Annotated in this window: 23 protein-coding genes; 12 read left to right on the top strand and 11 right to left on the bottom strand. The window is 59.6% G+C overall.

The features are described from left to right. Window positions 1-51 precede the first annotated feature (51 nt). Complete coding sequence (locus tag DK871_RS01810; protein ID WP_161903783.1) at window positions 52-1,026, bottom strand: alpha/beta hydrolase family protein; 975 nt, start codon at window positions 1,024-1,026, stop codon at window positions 52-54. 213 nt (window positions 1,027-1,239) lie between these two features. Here DK871_RS01810 and DK871_RS01805 point away from each other — a divergent pair, with 213 nt between their 5' ends. The 4 genes from DK871_RS01805 to trpE all read left to right on the top strand — a co-directional run bounded on the left by DK871_RS01805 (window position 1,240) and on the right by trpE (window position 5,513). Then, window positions 1,240-2,388 (top strand): iron-containing alcohol dehydrogenase, encoded by a 1,149-nt coding sequence (locus DK871_RS01805; protein WP_003194705.1) that lies wholly within the window; start codon window positions 1,240-1,242, stop codon window positions 2,386-2,388. A gap of 84 nt (window positions 2,389-2,472) precedes the next feature. Continuing rightward, on the top strand, window positions 2,473-3,147 hold the full coding sequence (rpe, locus tag DK871_RS01800; protein WP_003194703.1) for a ribulose-phosphate 3-epimerase: 675 nt from the start codon (window positions 2,473-2,475) through the stop codon (window positions 3,145-3,147). Further along, complete coding sequence (locus DK871_RS01795) at window positions 3,144-3,962, top strand: phosphoglycolate phosphatase (protein ID WP_161903782.1); 819 nt, start codon at window positions 3,144-3,146, stop codon at window positions 3,960-3,962. Before rpe ends, DK871_RS01795 begins: the two co-directional genes overlap by 4 nt. Before the next feature lie 69 nt (window positions 3,963-4,031). Beyond that, on the top strand, window positions 4,032-5,513 hold the full coding sequence (gene trpE / locus DK871_RS01790; RefSeq protein WP_161903781.1) for an anthranilate synthase component I: 1,482 nt from the start codon (window positions 4,032-4,034) through the stop codon (window positions 5,511-5,513). A 122-nt stretch (window positions 5,514-5,635) separates the two neighbouring features. On the opposite strand, the gene estP is transcribed toward trpE, so the two are convergent. Continuing rightward, window positions 5,636-7,558 (bottom strand): esterase EstP, encoded by a 1,923-nt coding sequence (gene estP / locus DK871_RS01785; protein ID WP_161903780.1) that lies wholly within the window; start codon window positions 7,556-7,558, stop codon window positions 5,636-5,638. Between the two features lie 413 nt (window positions 7,559-7,971). Between estP and DK871_RS01780 the strand changes: the two genes are divergently transcribed. The 4 genes from DK871_RS01780 to DK871_RS01765 all read left to right on the top strand — a co-directional run bounded on the left by DK871_RS01780 (window position 7,972) and on the right by DK871_RS01765 (window position 11,296). Beyond that, entirely contained in the window at window positions 7,972-8,565 is a 594-nt protein-coding gene (locus tag DK871_RS01780; protein ID WP_161903779.1) for an aminodeoxychorismate/anthranilate synthase component II, read from the top strand. A 9-nt stretch (window positions 8,566-8,574) separates the two neighbouring features. Then, complete coding sequence (trpD, locus tag DK871_RS01775) at window positions 8,575-9,624, top strand: anthranilate phosphoribosyltransferase (protein WP_003194694.1); 1,050 nt, start codon at window positions 8,575-8,577, stop codon at window positions 9,622-9,624. Further along, window positions 9,621-10,457, top strand: a complete 837-nt coding sequence (gene trpC / locus DK871_RS01770; protein WP_161903778.1) for an indole-3-glycerol phosphate synthase TrpC — start codon at window positions 9,621-9,623, stop codon at window positions 10,455-10,457. The genes trpD and trpC overlap by 4 nt, the downstream gene beginning before the upstream one ends. 143 nt (window positions 10,458-10,600) lie before the next feature. After that, the gene (locus tag DK871_RS01765; RefSeq protein WP_161903777.1) at window positions 10,601-11,296 is read left to right on the top strand and encodes a lipoate--protein ligase family protein; all 696 of its coding nucleotides are present in this window, start codon (window positions 10,601-10,603) and stop codon (window positions 11,294-11,296) included. Here the strand turns inward: DK871_RS01765 and crp are convergent. Continuing rightward, the gene (gene crp, locus DK871_RS01760; protein WP_161903776.1) at window positions 11,293-11,937 is read right to left on the bottom strand and encodes a cAMP-activated global transcriptional regulator CRP; all 645 of its coding nucleotides are present in this window, start codon (window positions 11,935-11,937) and stop codon (window positions 11,293-11,295) included. The genes DK871_RS01765 and crp overlap by 4 nt on opposite strands. Before the next feature lie 246 nt (window positions 11,938-12,183). On the opposite strand from crp, the gene DK871_RS01755 reads away from it, so the two are divergent. Then, complete coding sequence (locus tag DK871_RS01755) at window positions 12,184-12,606, top strand: OsmC family protein (protein ID WP_005792019.1); 423 nt, start codon at window positions 12,184-12,186, stop codon at window positions 12,604-12,606. A 47-nt stretch (window positions 12,607-12,653) separates the two neighbouring features. Here the strand turns inward: DK871_RS01755 and coq7 are convergent, their stop codons facing one another. The 6 genes from coq7 to hemJ form a co-directional block, all read right to left on the bottom strand. Beyond that, complete coding sequence (coq7, locus tag DK871_RS01750; protein WP_003194684.1) at window positions 12,654-13,301, bottom strand: 2-polyprenyl-3-methyl-6-methoxy-1,4-benzoquinone monooxygenase; 648 nt, start codon at window positions 13,299-13,301, stop codon at window positions 12,654-12,656. A gap of 85 nt (window positions 13,302-13,386) precedes the next feature. Next, window positions 13,387-13,725, bottom strand: a complete 339-nt coding sequence (locus DK871_RS01745) for a histidine triad nucleotide-binding protein (RefSeq protein ID WP_003194682.1) — start codon at window positions 13,723-13,725, stop codon at window positions 13,387-13,389. A 44-nt stretch (window positions 13,726-13,769) separates the two neighbouring features. Then, window positions 13,770-14,558, bottom strand: a complete 789-nt coding sequence (locus DK871_RS01740; protein ID WP_161903775.1) for an SDR family oxidoreductase — start codon at window positions 14,556-14,558, stop codon at window positions 13,770-13,772. 61 nt (window positions 14,559-14,619) lie between these two features. Then, window positions 14,620-15,576, bottom strand: coding sequence for a DUF805 domain-containing protein (locus DK871_RS01735; protein ID WP_161903774.1), 957 nt, complete (start codon window positions 15,574-15,576; stop codon window positions 14,620-14,622). Window positions 15,577-15,644: 68 nt separating this feature from the next. Then, entirely contained in the window at window positions 15,645-16,607 is a 963-nt protein-coding gene (locus tag DK871_RS01730; RefSeq protein WP_161903773.1) for a nitronate monooxygenase family protein, read from the bottom strand. A gap of 24 nt (window positions 16,608-16,631) precedes the next feature. Then, on the bottom strand, window positions 16,632-17,060 hold the full coding sequence (hemJ, locus tag DK871_RS01725) for a protoporphyrinogen oxidase HemJ (RefSeq protein ID WP_003194674.1): 429 nt from the start codon (window positions 17,058-17,060) through the stop codon (window positions 16,632-16,634). 134 nt (window positions 17,061-17,194) lie between these two features. On the opposite strand from hemJ, the gene argC reads away from it, so the two are divergent. After that, complete coding sequence (gene argC, locus DK871_RS01720; protein WP_044269421.1) at window positions 17,195-18,229, top strand: N-acetyl-gamma-glutamyl-phosphate reductase; 1,035 nt, start codon at window positions 17,195-17,197, stop codon at window positions 18,227-18,229. 165 nt (window positions 18,230-18,394) lie between these two features. Then, window positions 18,395-18,745, top strand: coding sequence for an iron-sulfur cluster insertion protein ErpA (erpA, locus tag DK871_RS01715; protein ID WP_003176443.1), 351 nt, complete (start codon window positions 18,395-18,397; stop codon window positions 18,743-18,745). A gap of 64 nt (window positions 18,746-18,809) precedes the next feature. On the opposite strand, the gene DK871_RS01710 is transcribed toward erpA, so the two are convergent. Further along, the gene (locus DK871_RS01710; RefSeq protein WP_161903772.1) at window positions 18,810-19,901 is read right to left on the bottom strand and encodes an anhydro-N-acetylmuramic acid kinase; all 1,092 of its coding nucleotides are present in this window, start codon (window positions 19,899-19,901) and stop codon (window positions 18,810-18,812) included. A gap of 3 nt (window positions 19,902-19,904) precedes the next feature. Beyond that, entirely contained in the window at window positions 19,905-21,317 is a 1,413-nt protein-coding gene (locus tag DK871_RS01705) for a peptidoglycan DD-metalloendopeptidase family protein (protein ID WP_032895066.1), read from the bottom strand. A gap of 209 nt (window positions 21,318-21,526) precedes the next feature. On the opposite strand from DK871_RS01705, the gene tyrS reads away from it, so the two are divergent. Next, complete coding sequence (gene tyrS / locus DK871_RS01700; protein WP_005791998.1) at window positions 21,527-22,726, top strand: tyrosine--tRNA ligase; 1,200 nt, start codon at window positions 21,527-21,529, stop codon at window positions 22,724-22,726. Window positions 22,727-22,816: the final 90 nt, after the last annotated feature.

Below are 22,816 nucleotides of genomic sequence, written 5' to 3'. Positions count from 1 at the left end.
GCGAGCGAGCTCGCTCCTACAGAAAGCGATGTGGCCCCCGATAGCTGAGTGTCAGTCAGCGCCGCCCTGCGGGCTCAACCACCCGCGCACCCTGCGGTACAACTGCTCTTGCTGCGCCGCGTTATTACCGGGCAACGCCGTGAGCGACACCTGCTTATAGCCGTCATTCTTCGAGCGCTTGGCCGTCTGAAGTCGTTCTTGAGCGTTTTTGCGATCCTGAGCGCCTTCTTGATAGAACACGTCCGCCGTGGGCACCTTCAAGGCCGGCGCCAGTTGTTGCAGGTCCGGTTGGCGAGCCGCAGGCGTCTTGCCGGCGACCATCACCAACCTCTGCACTTGAGAAGGTTGTTTCTCGCTCAGGTAGCGGGCCGCCCACCAGGCGCCGGTGCCATGGCCGAGCAATACCACGCTGCGGGCGCTTTGTGTCTGGGCAAAGGCGACGGCGGCGTCGATACGGTCGAAGATGCGCTTGGCGTCGGTCTTGTCCTGCTCATCCGCCCCCGGCACCACCGCCGGGTCAGTGCCTTCGGCCTCGGCGCTGGCGGCTTGTTCGACCGGCTTGGCTACGGTGCTGCCTTCCTTGCTGCTGGTATCGACCGCCGCTTTAGGCGGTTCGACGAGCCGTGGCGGCAGGGTGTCTACATTGACGTCAGGCAATGACAGGCTGAGGGTGCCCCAGGCGGCGTCCGGCAACTTGCGCCGCAGAGGCGCGATGGCCTGCGGCCAGTCCGCGTTCTCCCCAGCACCGGGTATGAGGATCACCACACCCTCGGCTTCGGCGCTGTTGGCAGGTTTCCACAGCGCCAGGAACGAATCGCTACCCGCTTGCAATTGCTGTTGCTCCTGCTGCGGCACCTGCCGTTCGAGCGCACTGGCTTCTTGCTGGCTACGCTCGGGCAAGGGCTGGCGTTCAGCCGGTTTTTCGACGGCAGGCGAGGGCGCTTCCTCGGCCTGGACAGGCAGTGCGCTGGTAAACAGAAGTGACAGGCACAATGCTGGCAGTGCCGAACGGTGAAGAAAAAGCATCGTTGATTCCCGGCCAGAAGTGATTCCAGCAGCCTAATAGGTTGGTCGGTATTTGTCAGGGGTATGAAGCGCGGTTCCCGCTACCAACAGGCTATCGGCGGTTTACACGCTGCCTTGATGGGCGCGGCGCGACCATTCAACCAATGAATGGCAGACAACACGCCAGGGGCAGCTATTCTTGTGCCAGCCCATCATTCATAAGAGGCCGCGCACATGAGTACTTCCTCATTCAAGATCGCCCACAAACTGCTGACCGGCGCAGGTGCCATCGAACAACTGGCTGCCGAGCTCACGCGCCTGGATGTGGATAACCCGCTGATCGTCACCGACGCCGCGCTGGTCCAGTCCGGCACCGTAGCGCTGGCCTTGGAGCATCTGGGTGATCGAGCCTACGAAATTTTCGACCGCGTGCTGCCCGACCCGGAAATTGCCATCGTCGAAGACTGCATGCGTGCGTACCGCGAAGGCGGGCATGATGGCCTGATTGGTGTGGGCGGCGGCAGTGCTATCGACATCGCCAAGAGCGTGGCGGCCTATGCCGGTTATCACGGCGCGCTGGCGGACCTGTTCGGCGTCGATCAGGTGCCGCGCAAAGGTCCGCCGTTGATCGCCATCCCCACCACGGCGGGTACCGGCTCGGAGGTGACCAATGTGGCGATACTGTCCGACAAGGCGGCACAGCTGAAAAAAGGCATCGTCAGCGATTACTTGCTGCCGGATGTCGCGCTGATCAGCCCGCAAATGACCTTGACCTGCCCACGCGGTGTCACGGCCGCCAGTGGTGTGGACGCCTTGGTGCACGCTATCGAATCCTACCTGTCGCTGAATGCTTCGCCGATTACCGACGCCCTGGCCATCGGTGCGATCAAATTGATTGCCAGCGCGTTGCCCAAGGCTTACGCCAACCCGGCGAACCTGCAGGCCCGTGACGACATGGCCACCGCCAGCCTGATGGCCGGCATGGCCTTTGGCAACGCGGGCGTCGGTGCCGTGCATGCGCTGGCGTACCCGTTGGGCGGGCGCTTCAATATTGCCCATGGTGTCAGTAATGCGCTGTTGCTGCCGTATGTCATGCATTGGAACAAATTGGCCTGCGTTGAGCGCATGCAGGACATTGCCCAGGCCATGGGCGTCAATATTGCCGGGTTAAGTGTGAATGACGCTGCCGATCAGGCGGTAGCGGCGATGACGCGACTGTGTGCGGCAGTGGAGATCCCGTCCGGCCTGCGCAGTTTCGGTGTGCCCGAGGACGCCATCCCGGCTATGGCCAGTGAAGCCGCAGGTATTGAGCGTTTGATGCGCAACAACCCGCGCAAGCTCAGCGCCGCCGATATCGAAAAAATCTACCGGGCAGCTTACTAACCGTTGAGATAGGTCACGGTGCGCGCAGCAAAGCATGAGGTATACAATGCGCGCCATCGTGATTTAGCTCAAAAAAGGTGCGTCATGCAGCCCTTCGTCATTGCTCCATCGATTCTCTCTGCCGACTTCGCCCGCCTGGGTGAGGAAGTGGACAAGGTGTTGGCCGCCGGTGCCGACTTCGTGCACTTCGATGTCATGGACAACCACTACGTACCCAACCTGACCATCGGCCCGATGGTGTGCGCCGCATTGCGCAAGTACGGCATCACCGCGCCGATTGATGCGCACCTGATGGTCAGCCCCGTGGACCGTATCGTCGGTGACTTCATCGAGGCGGGTGCGACCTACATCACCTTTCACCCGGAAGCCACGTTGCACGTTGACCGCACCTTGCAACTGATCCGCGAAGGCGGCTGCAAGGCAGGCCTGGTATTCAACCCGGCCACGCCGCTGAGCGTGCTTGAGTACGTAATGGACAAGGTCGACATGGTCTTGCTGATGAGCGTCAACCCAGGTTTCGGCGGGCAAAAGTTCATCCCTGGCACCTTGAACAAGCTGCGTGAGGCCCGTGCGCTGATCGATGCGTCGGGGCGTGACATCCGCCTGGAGATCGACGGCGGGGTCAACGTCAACAATATCCGTGAGATCGCCGCAGCGGGTGCCGATACCTTCGTGGCCGGCTCGGCGATCTTCAACGCCCCGGACTACCAGGCTGTCATCGACAAGATGCGTGCCGAACTGGCGCTGGCGCGTCCATGAGCGGTTTTGAGCAGTTGTTTCCCGGCAAATTGCCACGGCTGGTGATGTTCGATCTGGACGGTACCTTGATCGACTCGGTGCCTGACCTGGCGGCCGCGGTGGACCAGATGCTGCTCAAGCTGGGGCGCAAGCCGGCAGGGATTGATTCAGTGCGCGAATGGGTCGGCAATGGCGCGCCGATGTTGGTGCGCCGGGCCCTGGCCAACAACATCGATGCCACGGGTGTGGATGAGGTCGAGGCGGAACATGCTTTGGAACTGTTCAATGCCGCTTATGAAAGCAGCCACGAACTGACCGTGGTTTACCCCGGCGTGCGCGACACCCTCAAGTGGTTGAGCAAGCAGGGCGTGGAAATGGCCCTGATCACCAACAAGCCGGAGCGCTTCGTTGCGCCGTTGTTGGACCAGATGAAAATCGGTCGCTACTTCCGCTGGATCATCGGCGGCGATACCTTGCCGCAGAAAAAACCCGACCCGGCGGCGCTTTTTTTCGTGATGAAAATGGCCAATATCCCGGCGTCGCAATCACTGTTTGTCGGCGATTCGCGCAGTGATGTGCTGGCGGCGAAAGCGGCGGGTGTGCAGTGCGTGGCCTTGAGTTATGGTTACAACCATGGCCGGCCGATTGCGGAAGAGTCCCCAGCGCTGGTGATTGATGACCTGCGACTGTTAATCCCCGGTTGCTTGGGCGCTGGCGCTGAGATAACGTTGCCCGACATTGATTCGTCCCCTTCTGGAAATTCCATCGTGGTGGTCACTCGCAAACTCTGGATGAAAGTCATCAAGGCCCTGGCCCGCTGGCGTTGGCGCGCCTGACTGATCCTGGCCGCGTTTGCGGCACGTTTGCCTACCTGACTGTTTGACCCTCACACCACGAGGCACTTCATGACCCGCGAAGAATTCCTGCGTTTGGCCGCTGCCGGCTATAACCGTATCCCCATGGCTTGCGAAACCCTGGCCGACTTCGATACGCCGCTGTCGATCTACCTGAAGCTGGCCGACGAGCCCAACTCTTACCTGCTCGAGTCGGTACAGGGCGGTGAGAAGTGGGGCCGTTACTCGATCATTGGCCTGCCATGCCGCACGGTGCTGCGGGTACACGACCATCATGTGAGCATCACCCATGACGGCGTGGAGATCGAAAGCCATGACGTAGAAGACCCGCTGGCGTTTGTCGAAGCTTTCAAGGCGCGCTACAACGTGCCGACCATTGCTGGCCTGCCGCGTTTCAATGGCGGGCTGGTGGGCTACTTCGGCTACGACTGCGTGCGCTATGTGGAGAAGCGCCTGGGCAAATGCCCGAACCCGGACCCGCTGGGCGTGCCGGATATTTTGCTGATGGTGTCCGACGCGGTGGTGGTGTTCGACAACCTCGCCGGTAAGATGCATGCGATTGTCCTCGCCGACCCTGCCCAGGCTGATGCCTTCGAACAAGGCCAGGCCAACCTGGAAGCGCTGCTGAAAAAACTCCGCCAGCCGATCACCCCGCGGCGCGGCCTGGACCTCAGCCGCCCCCCCGCGGCCGACCCGGTGTTCCGCTCAAGCTTTACCCAGGATGACTACGAGCGCGCCGTCGATACCATCAAGGAATACATCCTTGCCGGTGATTGCATGCAAGTGGTGCCGTCGCAACGCATGTCCATCGACTTCAAGGCGGCGCCGATTGATCTGTACCGCGCACTGCGTTGCTTCAACCCGACGCCGTATATGTACTTCTTCAACTTCGGTGACTTCCACGTCGTGGGCAGTTCGCCGGAAGTGCTGGTGCGGGTTGAAGACAACCTGATCACCGTGCGCCCGATTGCCGGCACGCGCCCCCGTGGTGCGACCGAAGAAGCCGACGTGGCGCTGGAAGAAGACCTGCTCAGCGACGACAAGGAAATCGCCGAACACTTGATGCTGATCGACCTGGGGCGCAACGACACCGGGCGTGTCTCGGAAATCGGCTCGGTGAAACTGACTGAGAAGATGGTCATCGAGCGGTATTCCAATGTGATGCATATCGTGTCCAACGTCACCGGCGAACTGAAGGCCGGGCTGACGGCAATGGACGCACTGCGGGCGATTTTGCCGGCGGGCACCTTGTCGGGGGCGCCGAAGATCCGTGCGATGGAAATCATCGACGAACTGGAGCCGGTCAAGCGCGGTGTCTATGGCGGTGCCGTCGGGTACTTTGCCTGGAACGGCAATATGGACACCGCCATTGCGATCCGCACGGCGGTGATCAAGGATGGCGAACTGCATGTGCAGGCCGGTGGCGGGATTGTGGCGGACTCGGTGCCGGCCCTTGAATGGGAAGAAACCCTGAACAAGCGCCGGGCGATGTTCCGTGCGGTGGCATTGGCAGAGCAAACCCCACAAGACTAAAACTGGAATAAAAAATGTGGGAGCGGGCTTGCCCGCGATGGCGGTGTGTCACTTGAGATATTCAGTGACTGATCCACCGCCATCGCAGGCATGCCAGCTCCCACATTTGTTTTGCGCAGTATTTAGAAATCCAGACTGACCCCGACATTGACCCCTTGCTGGGTCAAATTGTCATCCTTCCTCAGGTTATACGCCGCCCGCAACGCCAGGTCTTGAGTCAGCTTGTGGCTGACACCCAGGCTCAAGCGGTCAGAGTTGCTGCGAGGCGTGTACCCGTCCAGCTTGAAGTCGATCCCCTGCACGCTGTTGAGCGAAATGTTCACCTTCTGGGTGTCATTTTCAAACTCATGCTCGTGGGCCACTTCCCCAAAAACTTGAGTTTGCGGCGTGACACGGTAACTGCCCTGCAAGCCGACGCCCAGGCGCTTGGAGTCGCGTTGTTGATCATCAAAGGTCAGGGCGGTGGAACGGCTGCTTTTCTCCGAGTAGCCATTGACTTCAACCCGCGCGTAATCGGCGCTGACGAACGGCGACAGGTGCCAGTCGCTGCCCGGTGCGGCGATGTCATACCCCACGCGGCCGCTCAGGGCCCAGAGCCAGCCATCGGTATCACCTTTCTCGGAGCCTTCGCTGACACCCAGGGCGAACTTGCGCTTGAGGCTGTCGAAGTCCAGCTTGCCGCCGGTCAGTGCGGCATCGGCCCACCAGTGATTTTGCTGGTACTGAGCGAATGCCGTACCCATATAACTGTTGAGCTTGTAGTCCGAATCATTGGCACCGGCTTCGAGTGTCTGCCGATACAGGCCGGCGGCAACGCCCACGCGCCAGTTTTCATCGAGCCGGTAGCTGCCACCGATATTCAGGTTATAGCCGCTGCCGTCGCCACTGGCCGAGCTGCTTTGATCATCGAAATCCAGGCGTTGGCCGCCACCGGCCACTATGGCGCGCCATTGGCCGACGGCTTGCCAGCTGCCGTTGTCTGCTTGCCATTGGTTGCGCAGCTCGTCCTGGTGGGCGCGCAAGGTGCCTTGGGCCATTTCCGGCAACAAGGTCAGTTCCCACGGCGCGGCGAGTAACGAGTAGGCGTAGTCGGCAATCAAGCGTTGCCCGGCCACGGTAGGGTGGACCGAGTCGTTGTAGATCAGCTTGGTTGGGTCCGGGTTGGTACCGCCGATGCCATAGGTTGGGTTGGCGGTGCAACTGTTACCGCTGAAGCAGGTGCCCGTCAGGTTCTGCCCGCTGGCGAGGCCGAAACGGGCTGGATCGGCGAAAGCCTCGTTCAACAACAGCGGGATGTTCAGCGGGATAACCTGCGCATCGACTTGCGACAGACGCTGTACCAGGGACTGGTTGAAAATAGTGCTCAGGGCCGAGGTCGCTGCTTGCTGTGGGGTGCCGTTGATGGCCGGCGTCAGGCCCAGGTCGGGCAGCATCCATACCATGATGTAGCGTGCGCCGGCTTGTTGCAGGGCCTGGGCGCTATCCGCCAGTCGCCCACCTGCGGCGACTGCTTGAGCGGGGCTGAGTACCCGGCCTTGCAGGAAGTCATTGCCACCACCGGAAAGGAAGTAGAGCGCGTTCGGGTCGGCTCTCCCACCATTAGCCGGCAGATAGCCCTGCCGGCTGCGCAACACAGTGCCGCCCCCGGGGTTGCCTGGGGGAATCGCAGCACTGGAGACTGAGGTAATAGAGTCGAGGATATTGTCGGTGCGGTAGCCGCCCACTGCCCAGTTGTTCCCGTCTGGCAAACCCTGGGCTGCGCGAACCGGTGAGGTGGAGGCATTCAGGTCGTTGGGGGCTACCCCAAGTTTTGCACCCAGCAGGGTCGATGAGACCAGGCCGTATTCACCCTGGAAGTTCGCCCCGGTTCGGTTGGTAAAGCGCAACGTGGCGCCGGCCGAACCGTCGGGAAACTGGCCTGCATCCGCCAGGCTGTCGCCGAAAACCACCATGGTTGAATAAGGTGACGGGGCTGCGAACGCCTGGGCGCAGGCCAATGACAGGAGGCAGCCGGCAAGGGGCGCGTAAAACGCTGGTCTGAGCATGCAAGATTCCATTCGGTTGTTTTTATGTTGGAAGTGAAACACTAGCAAAGTATTTGGCATTTTCTGTAGGGGAATCCGGAATCCGCCTACGTTGCGCCCCCGTATTTGCGGCTCCATATTGCACCGCTGGCGAGCCTACGTTACTGTGCCTGAACGTATGAATGAGACCCTCCCCGTGTTGATCATCAGCAAACTCTTGATGCGAGTAGTCAAGGCACACGCCCGTTGGCGTTGGCGCGCCTGACATTTTTCTCTGCCGGCCTGGCCGGACCTGTACCGATTTGCCTTCTTCACCCGTTGTCTGACGCCCCTTGCCAACTCACCCTGGCAACCGGAACGTGCGTCTGGCAGCGGGTCACACTCTTGGAAGGCGGTCATTTGAAATCAGTGAATTCAAGAGGTTTGAACCCACCATGTTGCTGATGATTGATAACTACGACTCCTTTACCTACAACGTTGTGCAGTACCTGGGCGAACTGGGTGCCGAGGTCAAGGTGGTGCGCAACGATGAACTTACTGTTGCCGAAATCGCCGCGTTGAACCCCGAGCGCATCGTGGTTTCACCTGGCCCGTGCACGCCGACCGAGGCGGGCATCTCTCTGGAAGCTATCCAATTTTTCGCCGGCAAGCTGCCGATCCTGGGCGTCTGCCTGGGCCACCAGTCGATCGGCCAGGCGTTTGGCGGTGATGTGGTGCGCGCCCGCGAGGTCATGCACGGCAAGACCAGCCCGGTGTTCCATCGTGACCTGGGTGTGTTCCACGGCCTGAACCTGCCGGTGACCGTGACCCGTTACCACTCACTGGTGGTCAAGCGTGAAACCTTGCCCGAATGCCTGGAGCTGACCGCCTGGACCCAACTGGAAGACGGCTCGGTCGACGAGATCATGGGCTTGCGTCACAAGACGCTGAACATCGAAGGGGTGCAATTTCACCCTGAATCAATCCTGACCGAGCAGGGCTACGAGCTGTTCGCCAACTTTCTCAAGCAGAGCGGCGGCACGCGCTAAGGACTTTTCATGGATATCAAGACTGCCCTGAGCCGTATCGTCGGCCATCTGGACCTGAGCACCGCGGAAATGAGCGATGTGATGCGCGAGATCATGACCGGTCAATGCACCGATGCTCAGATCGGCGCTTTTATGATGGCGATGCGCATGAAGAGCGAAAGCATCGACGAAATCGTCGGTGCGGTGTCGGTGATGCGTGAGCTGGCGGACAAGGTCGAACTCAAGACCCTCGACGGCGTCGTCGATGTGGTGGGCACCGGCGGTGACGGTGCGAATATTTTCAATGTGTCGACCGCCTCATCCTTTGTGGTGGCCGCCGCTGGTTGCACCGTCGCCAAGCACGGTAACCGTGCAGTGTCCGGCAAGAGCGGCAGTGCCGACTTGCTGGAAGCGGCCGGTATTTACCTGAACCTCACGCCGGTGCAAGTCGCGCGCTGCATTGACAGCGTTGGCATTGGCTTCATGTTTGCCCAGTCCCATCACGGCGCGATGAAGCACGCTGCCGGCCCGCGCAAGGACCTTGGCCTGCGTACCCTGTTCAACATGCTCGGCCCGCTTACGAATCCGGCCGGTGTAAAGCACCAAGTGGTGGGTGTGTTCAGCCAGGCGCTGTGCCGGCCGTTGGCCGAAGTCTTGCAGCGCTTGGGCAGCAAACATGTGCTGGTGGTGCATTCCAAGGACGGCCTCGACGAATTCAGCCTGGCGGCGCCGACCTTTGTGGCGGAGCTCAAGAACGACGAGGTCACCGAATATTGGGTCGAGCCCGAAGACCTGGGTATGAAAAGCCAGAGCCTGCACGGCCTGGCGGTCGAAAGCCCGGCGGCTTCGCTGGAGCTGATTCGTGACGCCTTGGGGCGTCGCAAGACCGAAAACGGTCAGAAAGCTGCGGAAATGATTGTGCTCAACGCTGGCGCAGCCCTTTACGCCGCCGACCATGCCTATAGTCTCAAGGAGGGTGTTGCCTTGGCCCACGATGCTCTGCACACCGGCCTGGCTCGCGAGAAGCTCGAAGAGCTGGGAGCATTCACCGCCGTATTCAAGATGGAGAATGAAGGATGAGTGTGCCAACCGTTCTGGAAAAGATCCTGGCCCGCAAGGCTGAAGAAGTGGCCGAGCGCCGTACCCGTGTGAGCCTGGCCGAGTTGGAAGCGCAGGCGAAAAGCGCCGATGCGCCACGCGGCTTTGCCAATGCCTTGGTCGCTCAGGCCAAGCTCAAGCAGCCGGCCGTGATCGCCGAGGTCAAAAAGGCCTCGCCGAGCAAAGGGGTGATTCGCGAACACTTTGTACCTGCTGAAATCGCCGCCAGTTACGAGAAGGGTGGGGCGACCTGCCTGTCTGTGCTGACCGATATCGACTACTTCCAGGGTTCCGACCTGTTCCTGCAACAGGCTCGCGCCGCGTGCAAGTTGCCGGTGATCCGCAAGGATTTCATGATCGACCCGTACCAAATCGTCGAAGCCCGTGCCTTGGGTGCCGACTGCGTGTTGCTGATTGTCTCCGCGTTGGATGACGTGAAGATGGCCGAGCTGGCGGCCGTGGCCAAAAGCGTCGGCCTGGATGTGTTGGTTGAAGTGCACGACGGCGACGAGCTGGAGCGCGCGTTGAAGACCCTCGATACTCCGCTGGTGGGCGTCAACAACCGTAACCTGCATACCTTCGACGTCAGCCTGGAAACTACCCTCGACCTGCTGCCGCGTATCCCTCGCGATCGTCTGGTGATTACCGAGAGTGGCATCGTCAACCGCGCCGATGTGGAACTGATGGAAATCAATGGCGTGTACTCGTTCCTGGTGGGCGAGACGTTTATGCGCGCCGAGAACCCAGGGGCGGAATTGCAACGTTTGTTCTTCCCGGAGCGCGGTACGACGATCAGCGGTTCGACATTGGATTGATGTGTAGCACGCTCGAAACTGTGGGAGCTGGCTTGCCTGCGATAGCGGCGGGTCAGCCAACCGCTGTGTAGCTGATACATCGCTATCGCAGGCAAGCCAGCTCCCACATTGGTTTTGTGGTTATTCAGGTAGGTAGGTGTTCGATGCTCCAGCCCGTGATCATGACTGTCGAAGCAGGCCTTGCCGCCGAGCAAGACCTATTGGCAGCCGTTTGCGCGGGGGAGCAAGAGTTCGGATTGCTGTTCTGGCAGCCCAGTGACCAAGCGCTGGTGATGCCGCGCCGTTTGAGCCGGCTGCCGGCATTCGAGACGGCGAGCCAGATCTCGGCCGATGCGGGTTGGCCGGTGTTGCTGCGTGAAACCGGCGGTGAGCCGGTGCCGCAGTCCGGCGCCACAGTCAATATTGCCCTGGTCTATGCCCCACCACGCAGTGAAGGCGACCAGGGGCGCATCGAAACCGGCTATCAGCGCTTGTGCCAACCGATCTGTGATCTGTTGATCGAGTTGGGCGGCGATGCGTCCGTCGGCGAAATTGACGGTGCTTTTTGCGACGGTCGTTACAACGTCAACCTTAATGGCCGCAAAATGGTGGGCACTGCCCAGCGATGGCGACAAAGCGGTGGCCGCCCGGTCGGGTTGGTGCATGGCGCAATGTTGCTGGAGAATGATCGTGAGCAATTGATCGCGGCGGTCAACCGCTTCAATCAAGCCTGCGGCCTGGAGCAGCGAGTTCGCGCCGACAGCCATATCGCACTGCACGAAGCGTTTCCCGCACCGGATGCGCTCAGTCGGCTCGACACGTTGTACCGTCAGATGCTGGCTGGCTTCCTGCCGGTTTAGCGGGTACCGAACACCACCATCGTTTTGCCTTTGACGTGCACCAGGTTGCGTTCTTCCAAGTCCTTGAGCACGCGGCCAACCATTTCCCGTGAACACCCGACAATTCGTCCGATCTCCTGGCGCGTGACTTTGATCTGCATGCCGTCGGGATGGGTCATGGCATCGGGTTGCTTGCATAGCTCCAGCAGGCAGCGAGCGACGCGACCGGTGACATCGAAGAACGCCAGGTCGCCGACCTTGCGCGTTGTGTCGCGCAAGCGCTGGGCAATCTGACCGCTCAGGGCGTACAAAATATCCGGATCATGCTGGGCCAACTCGCGAAATTTCGCATAGCTGATCTCAGCCACTTCGCACTCAACTTTGGCCCGTACCCAAGCGCTGCGCTCCTGCTCTTTGCCTGCTTGTTCAAACAGGCCCAGCTCCCCGAAGAAATCCCCGGTGTTGAGGTAGGCAATGATCATCTCACGGCCATCTTCATCCTCGATCAGGATGGTGACCGAGCCCTTGATAATGAAGAACAGGGTTTCTGAACGCTCGCCGGCGCAGATGATGTTGTGCTTGGCCGGATGACGCCGGCGCTGGCAATGCAACAGCAGCTTGTCGAGGTTCTTGATCTTGGGTGTGGGAGTAAGAGCAACCATGGTTGTATCCCGAAAAGACTGCGCGGTGTAGTTGGCGTTGTTTTTATCCAGCGGCATCTCATTGATAGACGCTGTACAAGTCATGGCAATGCGCCATTCATTTGGCGCCAGCTTACCAGACACCTTCTGTCGCGATTAGCCAATTTACCGGGCAAACGCTGTCATTTATCGAATTTATGCAGGGCGCTGCTGTTTCAAAGCCCTGTGCTAAGCTGGCGACCCTTTTTTAGCAGTGGAGTCTGGGCGATGAAGGCACGCATCCAATGGGCGGGCGAAGCCATGTTCCTCGGTGAGTCGGGCAGCGGCCACGTGGTGGTCATGGACGGTCCGCCGGAAGCCGGCGGGCGTAACCTGGGTGTACGCCCGATGGAAATGTTGCTGCTGGGTGTGGGCGGTTGCAGCAATTTCGATGTGGTCAGCATCTTGAAGAAGTCGCGCCAGGCCGTGGAAAGCTGCGAAGCCTTCCTGGAAGCCGAACGCGCCACTGAAGACCCGAAGGTTTTTACCAAGATCCATATGCATTTCGTGGTCAAGGGGCGGGCGCTGAAAGAAGCCCAGGTCAAGCGTGCCATCGAGCTGTCGGCCGAGAAGTACTGCTCAGCATCGATCATGCTGGGGGCGGCGGGCGTGGCCATTACCCATGACTACGAAATCATCGAGTTGGGTTGATTGCAGCAGGCAAAAGAAAGGGCGCTTCGGGCGCCCTTTTTTTCGGTTCAGATTCGATAGGTGCTTTTGGTCATGACCTTGGCCAACAGGCTCATGCCGAACCGTACCGGGGCTGGAAAGCGGAAGCCGCCCGCGTCCAGCGCGCTTTCTGCATGGTGTTCTTCATCGATGCGCATCTGCTCAAGAATGGCCCGGGACTTCTCGTCTTCGGCCGGCAGTTGCTCCAGGTGTTCATCCAGGTGCTTGCACACCTGATGTTCTGTCGCGGCCACAAACCCCAGGCTGACTTTATCGCTGATCAGCCCGGCAGCCGCGCCGATACCAAACGACAAGCCATAAAACAGTGGGTTGAGCACGCTGGGATGGCTGCCCAACTGGCGGATGCGTTGTTCGCACCAGGCCAGATGGTCGATCTCTTCCTCGGCCGCATGCTCCATCGCCGTGCGTACCTGCGGCAACTTGGCGGTCAGTGCCTGGCCCTGATACAACGCCTGCGCACAGACTTCACCGGTATGGTTGATGCGCATCAGGCCGGCGACGTGACGGGTGTCGGTCTCGCTTAGCTGTACATCTGGCTGCACGATGGCGGGCGATGGACGGTAGGGCTGGCCGCTGAACGGCAGCAGGGTGCGCATGGCCATGTCGGCTTGCAGCAACAGACGGTCAATCGGCGAGTAGTGACGTTGGGTAGTCATGCTGACCTCCGGGAAGAATCTCGGCGGCCAGTTTACCGCAAGAGAGCGTCCAGCGTTTGTGCTGAGTCAATTTGCCCTTGTGCACTCAGCCCGGTGGCCAGTTCATCTGGCGCTGACCGAGCACGTGCATATGGATGTGGTAAACGGTTTGCCCGCCGTCTTCATTGCAATTCATCACCACGCGAAAGCCTTTTTCGCAGCCTTGTTCCACGGCCAGGCGTTGGGCAGTGAACAGGATATGGCCGGCCAGCGCCTTATCGTCCTCGGTCAGGTCATTGAGGGTACGAATGGGCTTTTTCGGGATAACCAGAAAGTGCACCGGCGCCTGTGGGGCGATATCGTGAAAAGCCAGGACCTGGTCATCTTCATAGATGATCTTCGCCGGTATTTCTCTGTTGATGATCTTGGTGAACAGAGTATCCACAGCTGTATCTCCATTGTGAAAGTGAGGTGAGTGTACGCAGGGCATCAGCGTGGGCAATAGGCCTTGTTGATGGCGCCGGCAATTTTGCGGGTCAGCCAGCGCGGGCTCAGGCGTGGGCTGAACGTCAGCCAACGGTTACGGCGCCCGGGAATGATGATGGCTTTGTTTTTTTTCAGCGCACGCACGGTGTAGAGCGCGACTTCTTCCGGGCTCATCAGTTGCTGGCTGCGGTCGAGCTTCACCGTATCCATCTGCGCGGTGCCGAAGAATGCGGTGCGCGTAGGGCCGGGGCAGAGCACTGAAACCTTGATGCCGCAGGTCTTCAATTCTTCGCGCAGCCCTTCGGAGAAGTGCAATACGTAGGCTTTGCTGGCGTAGTAGCTGCTCATCCACGGCCCAGGCTGGAAGGCGGCGACCGAGGCTACATTGAGGATTTGCCCGCCGCCATGCAGGGCCATGGCATTGCCGAGTGCATGACACATACGGGTCAAGGCCAGGATGTTGACTTCGATGAGGTCCTGCTCGGTCATCCAGTCCTGGGCCAGGAACGGCCCGCTGGTGCCGATGCCGGCGCAGTTGACCAGCAGGTCGATCTGCCGCTCACCCTCTTCGAGTTCCAGCAAAAAGCCGGACAAACGCAGCGGCTCGCCCAAGTCACAGGCGCGAAACAGCACCTCGACACCGAAGCGTTGGGTCAATTCCAATGCAATGCTTTCCAACTGATCACGCTGGCGGGCCACCAGAATCAAGCTGCGGCCGCGCCGTGCCAAGGCTTCGGCCAATGCCAGGCCGATGCCGCTGGAGGCGCCGGTGATCAGAGCGTAACGGGTCATGCCTTTCTCCATCGCAACGCCGCCGGCCCATGACAGTGCGTCACAGGCGGCGGGCGTTTCTTCACTGTTCTGGAGAGTCTACAGGTTCGGCTGCATCGTCAGCACTTTGCGCTGCGGCTTCATCAACGATAACGCTTTGATCGGCGTCTGCATCGGAGGTGATGGAGCTGCTTTCGTAGCTGCTGTCCATGTTGGCTTCAAGCTGGTCCAGGTAGCCGTTCATGCCCAGGGTAACAACGATGATGAGCATCAAAGGAATGAACGCCAGCCACAGCGAGGCCAGGATTTTCACCGCAGTGGAGTTGCGTGGTGGTGGCGCGCCGTACTGGTTGGCGCCCGTATTGCCTGGCAATACCAGCAACAACAGTGGGAATACGCTGTTTACCAGCGGAACCAGGTTGAGCAGGTACAGCCAGCCAGACCAGCCCAGGTCATGCAGGCGCTGCACGCCGATTTGCACGCTCACCACTACCAGTGCCACAAACAGCGCGAAGCCCAGCAGCGAGCCAATAATGATGGCGATGGTTGGCGAGGCTGTCGCCACCGCGAAGCCCACCGTACTGATGATGCCCGCTGCTACCAGCATCGCGACGGTCAGTGCCAGCGTCCAGGCCAGGTAGCGCAGGCGCCCGATGCGCCCGTGAATGGTGAATACCTTTAGGGTGGCGAACTCCGGCAGGTCGTCGCCAACGGCGGCGCGTGGCGGTGCATAAGGTGACGCAGCGGCGCGGTCAGGGGTTGACGAGTTCGTCTCGTGGGTTTCTGCCAGGCTGAATGCCACGGCTTGTTCCTCTTCGATGCGTGCGTCCACCCCGGCATTGTGCAGTGCCGTGAGGTAGGTTTCAGCGTCGGAGCGCGACAGGTCGCGCTTGAGTGCGACCGGGCGGCCGGTAAAAAGCTTTTCGATCGCCTCGACATCGCTTTTGAATAACTCGGCGAGGTTCAGCTTGGCGGTGGTGCTTTCGACACCTGGGCGCAAGGCTCCGTCAAACACAATCTTGAAACGGCTGTCGCTCATGCGGGCATCCTTGTCACTTAATCAGGGGGAGTGTGCAGGCCCGTCCAATTGGCAGGCCCGGCAGTGGGTCAGCGTGGCCAGCGCAGTTGCGCGGCATGCTCGCGTGCTTTGCGGTATTCGGCATCCAGGCGCGCTATGAGCTCATCCACACTGGGCACATCATTGATCTCACCGACGCCTTGGCCGGCAGACCACACAGTTTTCCACGCTTTGGCCTCATCGCTCAATGGCTTGAGCTTGGAACCGAAATTGACTTCACCCTTGCCTTGAAGCGCGGCAAGGTCAAAACCGGCATTTTCCAGGCTCTGGCGCATGAAGCTTGCAGGTACGCCGGAGACTGCAGGAGTGTGCACGATGTCGGCAGCGCGCGATGTGAGCAGCATCTCTTTATACGCATCCGGTGCCTGGCTTTCGGTGGTGCCGATAAAGCGCGTGCCGAAATAAGCGAGGTCTGCCCCCAGCACTTGGGCGGCGAGGATTTCATGCCCATGGTTAAGGCAGCCCGCCAGCAGCAGGGTTTTGTCGAAGAACTGGCGAATTTCGGCAATCAGTGAAAAAGGGCTCCAGGTGCCAGCGTGGCCACCTGCGCCAGCGGCTACGGCAATCAGGCCATCGACACCCGCTTCAGCGGCCTTCTCGGCATGGCGTCGGGTAGTGACGTCATGAAATACCAGGCCGCCGTAGCTCTGAACCGCGTCTACCAATTCCTTTACCGCACCGAGGCTGGTGATGACGATGGGCACCTTGTGTTCGACGCAGATCGCCAGGTCGGCCTCCAGCCGCGGGTTGCTGTTGTGCACGATCAGGTTCACGGCATAGGGCGCAGGGTTGTCCAGCTGCGCCAAGCCCGCTTCGATTTCTTCCAACCAGGCCTTGAATCCACTGCTTTCGCGTTGGTTGAGCGCCGGGAAACTACCAACTACCCCGTTGCGACAGCAGGCCAGGACCAGTTGTGGATTGGAGATCAGAAACATCGGCGCGGCCACCACGGGCAGGCGCAGACGTTGTTCCAGCAGAGCGGGCAGCGACATTGGAGGTTCCCCGAGTAATTGACGTTAGAACGGTTTGACCACGACCAAAATTACGATAGCCAGCAATATCAGAACCGGGACTTCATTGAACCAGCGATAAAAGACATGGCTGCGGGTGTTTTCGCCACGGGCGAAGCGCTTTACCTGTGCGCCGCACATGTGATGGTAGCCAATCAGCAGGACGACCAGGGTCAGCTTGGCGTGGATCCAGGCGCCCGACTGGAAAATGCCGGGGTTGAGGGCCAGCATCCAGATGCCGAAGACCAGTGTGGCAACCATCGCCGGGCCCATGATGCCCCGGTACAACTTGCGCTCCATGATGCTGAAGCGTTCCTTGCTGACGGTGTCTTCGCTTTGGGCGTGGTAGACGAACAGGCGCGGCAGGTAGAACAGCCCGGCAAACCAGCAAACGATGCTGACGATGTGGAAGGCTTTGACCCATAGATAGAGCATTTTAGTTATTCCCAGGTTCACGGTAGCGAAGATAGTAGTGGCTCATGCGCCCGTACGTCACGTTGACGGTTGTCGCAGGACGATACGGCCCCTATTATCGACGGCTTTCCAGTGGGTTCGTTGAGGGCAGGTTTATGGTCAAGGTCGGTATCGTCGGCGGCACGGGTTACACCGGTGTCGAATTGCTGCGTCTGTTGGCTCAGCATCCGCAAGCTGAGGTGGTGGTTATCACTTCCCGATCCGAAGCCGGGCTGGCCGTGGCCGATATGTACCCGAACCTGCGAGGCCACTATGACGGCCTGGCGTTCAGTGTGCCGGACACCAAGACCCTGGGTGCCTGCGACGTGGTGTTCTTCGCCACGCCTCACGGTGTAGCCCATGCGTTGGCCGGTGAGCTGTTGGCGGCGGGTACCAAGGTTATCGACTTGTCGGCAGACTTCCGCCTGCAAGACGCCGATGAGTGGGCCAAGTGGTACGGCCAGCCCCATGGTGCGCCACAGCTGTTGGAAGAGGCAGTCTATGGCCTGCCGGAAGTCAATCGCGAGCAGATCAAGCAAGCACGCCTGATTGCGGTGCCGGGTTGCTATCCAACAGCCACGCAATTGGGCTTCCTGCCATTGCTGGAAGCTGGCTTGGCGGATGCGTCGCGCCTGATCGCCGACTGCAAGTCGGGCGTCAGTGGTGCGGGCCGTGGTGCGGCGGTCGGTTCTCTGTACTCCGAAACGTCGGAAAGCATGAAAGCCTATGCGGTAAAAGGTCATCGTCACTTGCCGGAAATCCGCCAGGGCCTGCGCCGCGCTGCCGGCCAGGAGGTGGGGCTGACCTTCGTGCCGCACCTGACGCCGATGATCCGCGGGATTCACTCCACGCTGTATGCGACTGTCACTGATCGCTCGGTAGACCTGCAGGCGCTGTTTGAAAAACGTTATGCCAATGAGCCGTTCGTCGATGTGATGCCAGCCGGCAGCCATCCGGAAACGCGCAGCGTGCGTGGCGCCAACGTGTGCCGTATTGCGGTGCATCGTCCGCAGGATGGCGACCTGGTGGTGGTGTTGTCGGTGATCGACAACCTGGTCAAGGGCGCGTCGGGCCAGGCGGTGCAGAACATGAACATCCTGTTCGGCCTGGACGAGAAGTTGGGCCTGTCCCACGCGGGCATGCTGCCTTAACGCGGGCTTACCGTTGCGCAAAAGGCCCGTTGATCGGGCCTTTTGCATTTTTAATGGTCGCTGGGCAGATTGATATACCGTAACAATAGTTGACCGCTTTTCTAGGAGAAGCGGATAATACCCGTCATTACGCATATGGCGGCGCTACGCCGGGAGATTATCAGCATGAGCGTTGAGTCCTTCACCCCCACGGCTTTGCAATTCACCCACGGTGCTGCGCACAAGGTGAAGAGCCTGGTCGATGAAGAGGGTAATGATCGCTTGAAGCTGCGCGTATTCGTTACGGGCGGCGGTTGTTCAGGGTTTCAGTACGGTTTTACCTTCGATGAAGATGTGGCCGATGACGACACTATCGTTGAGCGCGAGGGTGTGAGCCTGGTCGTGGATCCGATGAGCTTCCAGTACCTGGCAGGTGCCGAGGTGGATTATCAGGAAGGTCTGGAAGGCTCGCGTTTCGTGATCAAGAACCCTAATGCCACCACGACGTGTGGTTGCGGGTCTTCGTTCTCGATCTGACCGGTAGCAGATACAAAAACGCCGCTTGGCTTTACGGGCCAAGCGGCGTTTTGCTGTCTGGGATTCAGGCGGGGTAGATCGCGCCAAGCACTCGAAGCCCGCGAGCGCCAGTGACGCTGGGGCGATTGGCGGCGATTCCCTCAAGGCAGCAATGGGCCAGCCAGGCGAAGGCCATTGCCTCTACCCAGTCCGGGTCTACGCCGTAGGCCGCTGTAGTGCTGACATGGGTGGAAGGCAGTAGCGCGGTCAGCCGGCTCATCAGGGTCGCGTTATGGGCGCCGCCGCCACAGATCAGCAAGGTTGTTGTGTCAGTTTGGGCGCTCTGCAGGGACTCGACGATGGTCAGGGCCGTCAGCTCCAGCAGGGTGGCCTGTACGTCTTGAGGTTCAAAGGCGGGCAGGCGGCCAAGGTGCTGCTGCAGCCAGGCCAGGTTGAACACCTCTCGGCCCGTGCTTTTCGGGCCTTTGGTCAAGAAAAAAGGATCGCTGAGCAACGTGGTGAGCAACTGGGGCTGTACCTTTCCGCTGGCCGCCCATTGCCCGTCCCGATCGAAGTGTTCGCCGCGCTGCAGATGAATCCAGGCATCGAGCAGCGCGTTCCCTGGGCCGCAGTCGAAACCGGCGACAGGCTTGCCCGTCTCGATCAGGCTGAGGTTGCTGAACCCGCCGATATTCAATACCGCGCGATTGCCTGTCTGCTCGCCGAACAAGGCTTCATGAAAGGCCGGAACCAAAGGAGCGCCTTGGCCGCCAGCGGCGACATCGCGGCTGCGGAAATCGCTGACGACGGTGATGCCTGTGAGTTCGGTGAGTAGGGCAGGGTTGCCGACTTGAACAGTAAAGCCTCGGGCGGGTTCATGGCGAATCGTCTGGCCATGGCTACCAATCGCCCGAATGTCCTGAGGCTTGAGGTTCTTTTGATCCAGCAAGGCGTGGATGCCTTGTGCAGCAAGCGTTACCCACTGCTGCTGGGCGATTGCCGAGCGAGCGATTTCATCCGGGCCACTGGCGCATAGGCTCAGCAGTTCCGCGCGCAAGGCTTCAGGCATCGGGATGTAGCGGGTGGCGATCAGATTAATCGCCGCGCCTTGTTCGATAAGGGCGATATCCAGGCCGTCGAGGCTGGTCCCGGACATCACGCCGATATAGAGCGGCATACCTTAACGCTTCGCCGAAGCCAGCAAGGTGGAGCGCTCTTGATCCATCCGTGCCATCAGCGGCTGGCTCTGTTGCATGAAGCGCGCGCGTTCGGCCTTGGCAATCGGGTCAGCCATCGGCAGCTTCTGGCCCAATGGGTCGACGTGTACGCCGTTGACCTGGAACTCGTAGTGCAAGTGCGGGCCGGTGGAGAGGCCGGTAGTGCCGATGTAGCCGATCACTTGGCCCTGTTTCACGTTGCCGCCTGTCTTCACGCCCTTGGCGAACCCTTGCATGTGGCCGTACAGCGTGCGGTAAGTGTTGCCGTGCTGGATGATCACCGTATTGCCGTAACCACCACGGCGCCCCGCCAACAAGACCTTGCCGTCGCCCGCCGCCTTGATTGGCGTGCCACGCGGCGCGGCATAGTCGACGCCCTTGTGTGCGCGAATTTTGTTCAGAATTGGATGCTTGCGGCCCATGGAGAAACGCGAGCTAATACGGGCAAAGTCAACGGGTGTACGGATGAAGGCCTTGCGCATGCTGTTGCCATCAGCCGTGTAGTAGCTGCTGTTGCCTTGTTTGTTGGTGTAGCGCACGGCGGTGTAGGTTTTGCCACGGTTTGTAAAGCGTGCAGACAGAATGTTGCCAGTGCCGACCACTTTTCCGTTGGCTACTTTCTGTTCGTAGATCACGTCGAATTCGTCGCCTTGACGGATGTCCTGAGCGAAGTCGATGTCGTAGCCAAATACGCTGGCCATGTCCATGGTCATGCTATGCGACAGGCCAGCACGCGCGGCCGATTGCGACAGGGAGCTGTTGATCACGCCATGTACGTAGGCGGAACGCATGACGGGTTTGGTGGTGATTCGGTTGAAGGCGAAGCCTTTGGCGCCTTTGCTCAGGCTGATGCTTTCCAAGTCACTGATGCTGGTGTGCAGGTTGTTCAACTGGCCGTCTGGCGTCAGCTCAAATTCAAGCTTTTGGCCACGTTTGAGCTGGGTGAATTGCTTGGCTTGCTTATCGCTGGCGAGCACGTCATTTACAGCGGCGGCAGGCAACCCAACCTTTTCGAACAGGGTGGAGAGTGTGTCGCCTTTGCCCACGATGACTTCGCGATGCTGGGGATTCTTGGCTGCGGCTGCCGCAGGTGCTTCCTGGGCGGCTTGCTGGGTGTCTTCGGGAGTGCTTTCGATCTGTGCGAAAGGTGATTCAGTGGCAGTGTTTGTGGCTTGTTGAGCGTCGGAAGCGTCTTGATCTTGTGTCAGTTGTTCAACTGGGCTTTCCAGATCAAGGCTCAGGGATGTTCGTTTGGCTTCAACGTCACTGGAAGGGAATACCAGCAATGCCAGGCTGAGAAGGGCGGCGATACCACTTGCGGCGAGCAGGTGGGTCTTCGGGTAAAGCGGCGGCGCTTTAGACGGTTCAGTGGTCATAAGTAATTTTGACTTTGAAGATGAAATGGAAAAGATGAATGACATGATGAAGATGAAATAACTGTATAAAATATAACCAAATCATCTGTGGCGCAAGCTCGCGAACGCTGGGCTTGCTGAACGGTGTCCGTTCGCAGGGCAAAACTTGTAATTAGTCCCTGATCTTGTATGGTTGGTTCCCTTTTGAATCTGAGCCTTGCGGGTCTGTTATGAAGTCGGTTGAAGAGCAGCTAGCGCTGATAAAACGTGGTGCGGAAGAACTGTTGGTCGAGGCCGAGCTGATCGAAAAGCTCAAGCGTGGCCAACCCCTGCGTATCAAGGCTGGCTTTGATCCGACTGCGCCGGATCTGCACCTGGGCCATACCGTACTTATTAATAAGCTACGTCAGTTCCAGGAGCTGGGCCATCAGGTCATCTTCCTTATAGGTGATTTCACCGGGATGATCGGCGATCCAAGCGGCAAGAGCGCTACGCGCCCACCGCTGACTCGCGAACAGGTGCTCGATAATGCCGAGACCTATAAGACTCAGGTGTTCAAGATCCTTGATCCGGCCAAGACCGAGGTGGCGTTCAACTCCACGTGGATGGACAAAATGGGGCCGGCAGATTTCATTCGCCTGACGTCCCAGTACACCGTGGCTCGCATGCTCGAGCGCGATGACTTCGACAAGCGCTACTCGACCAATCAGCCAATCGCCATCCATGAGTTCCTTTACCCGCTGGTTCAGGGGTACGACTCGGTGGCGCTGCGTGCGGACGTTGAGTTGGGCGGCACCGATCAGAAGTTCAACCTGTTGATGGGGCGTGAACTGCAGCGCGCCTATGGTCAGGAGGCTCAGTGCATTCTGACCATGCCATTGTTGGAAGGCTTGGATGGCGTCAAGAAGATGTCCAAGTCCCTGGGGAACTATGTCGGTATCCAGGAAGCACCCGGTGTGATGTACGGCAAGCTGGTGTCCATTCCGGATGCACTGATGTGGCGTTACTTCGAGTTGTTGAGCTTCCGCTCGATGGACGAAATCAATGCGCTGCGTGCGGATGTCGAGGCGGGCGCTAATCCTCGGGATGTGAAGATTAAGCTGGCTGAAGAAATCGTTGCGCGCTTCCATGGTGAGGAGGCTGCGGCCAGCGCTCACCGTGCGGCGGGTAATCGTATGAAAGATGGCGAGCTGCCTGATGATCTGCCGGAGATTGAGCTGACTGCTGCCGAGGCGATGCCGATTGCGGCTGTGCTTAATAAGGCTGGCCTGGTGAAGAATTCGGCGGTAGCGCGTGATCTCTTGGGTTCGGGCGGTGTGCGTATAGATGGTGAGGTGGTTGATCGCACCTTTATATATGAGCTGGGCGCCACTCACGTTTGCCAGGCGGGTAAGAAGGCATTTGCGCGTATTACGCTCAAATCCGAATAAGTCTGAAATAGGTGTTGACGGCGAATTATATCTGTCTATAATTCGCCCCACTTCCGGCGCAGTCGAAACGGAAAACTCCTTGGTAAACAA

Origin of the sequence: Pseudomonas sp. L13 (assembly GCF_009935965.1) — a bacterium.
GTDB classification, from domain to species: Bacteria; Pseudomonadota; Gammaproteobacteria; order Pseudomonadales; family Pseudomonadaceae; genus Aquipseudomonas; species Aquipseudomonas lactis.
Note: the sequence above shows the minus strand (reverse complement) of the source record. Positions and strands in the feature narration are given on the sequence as shown.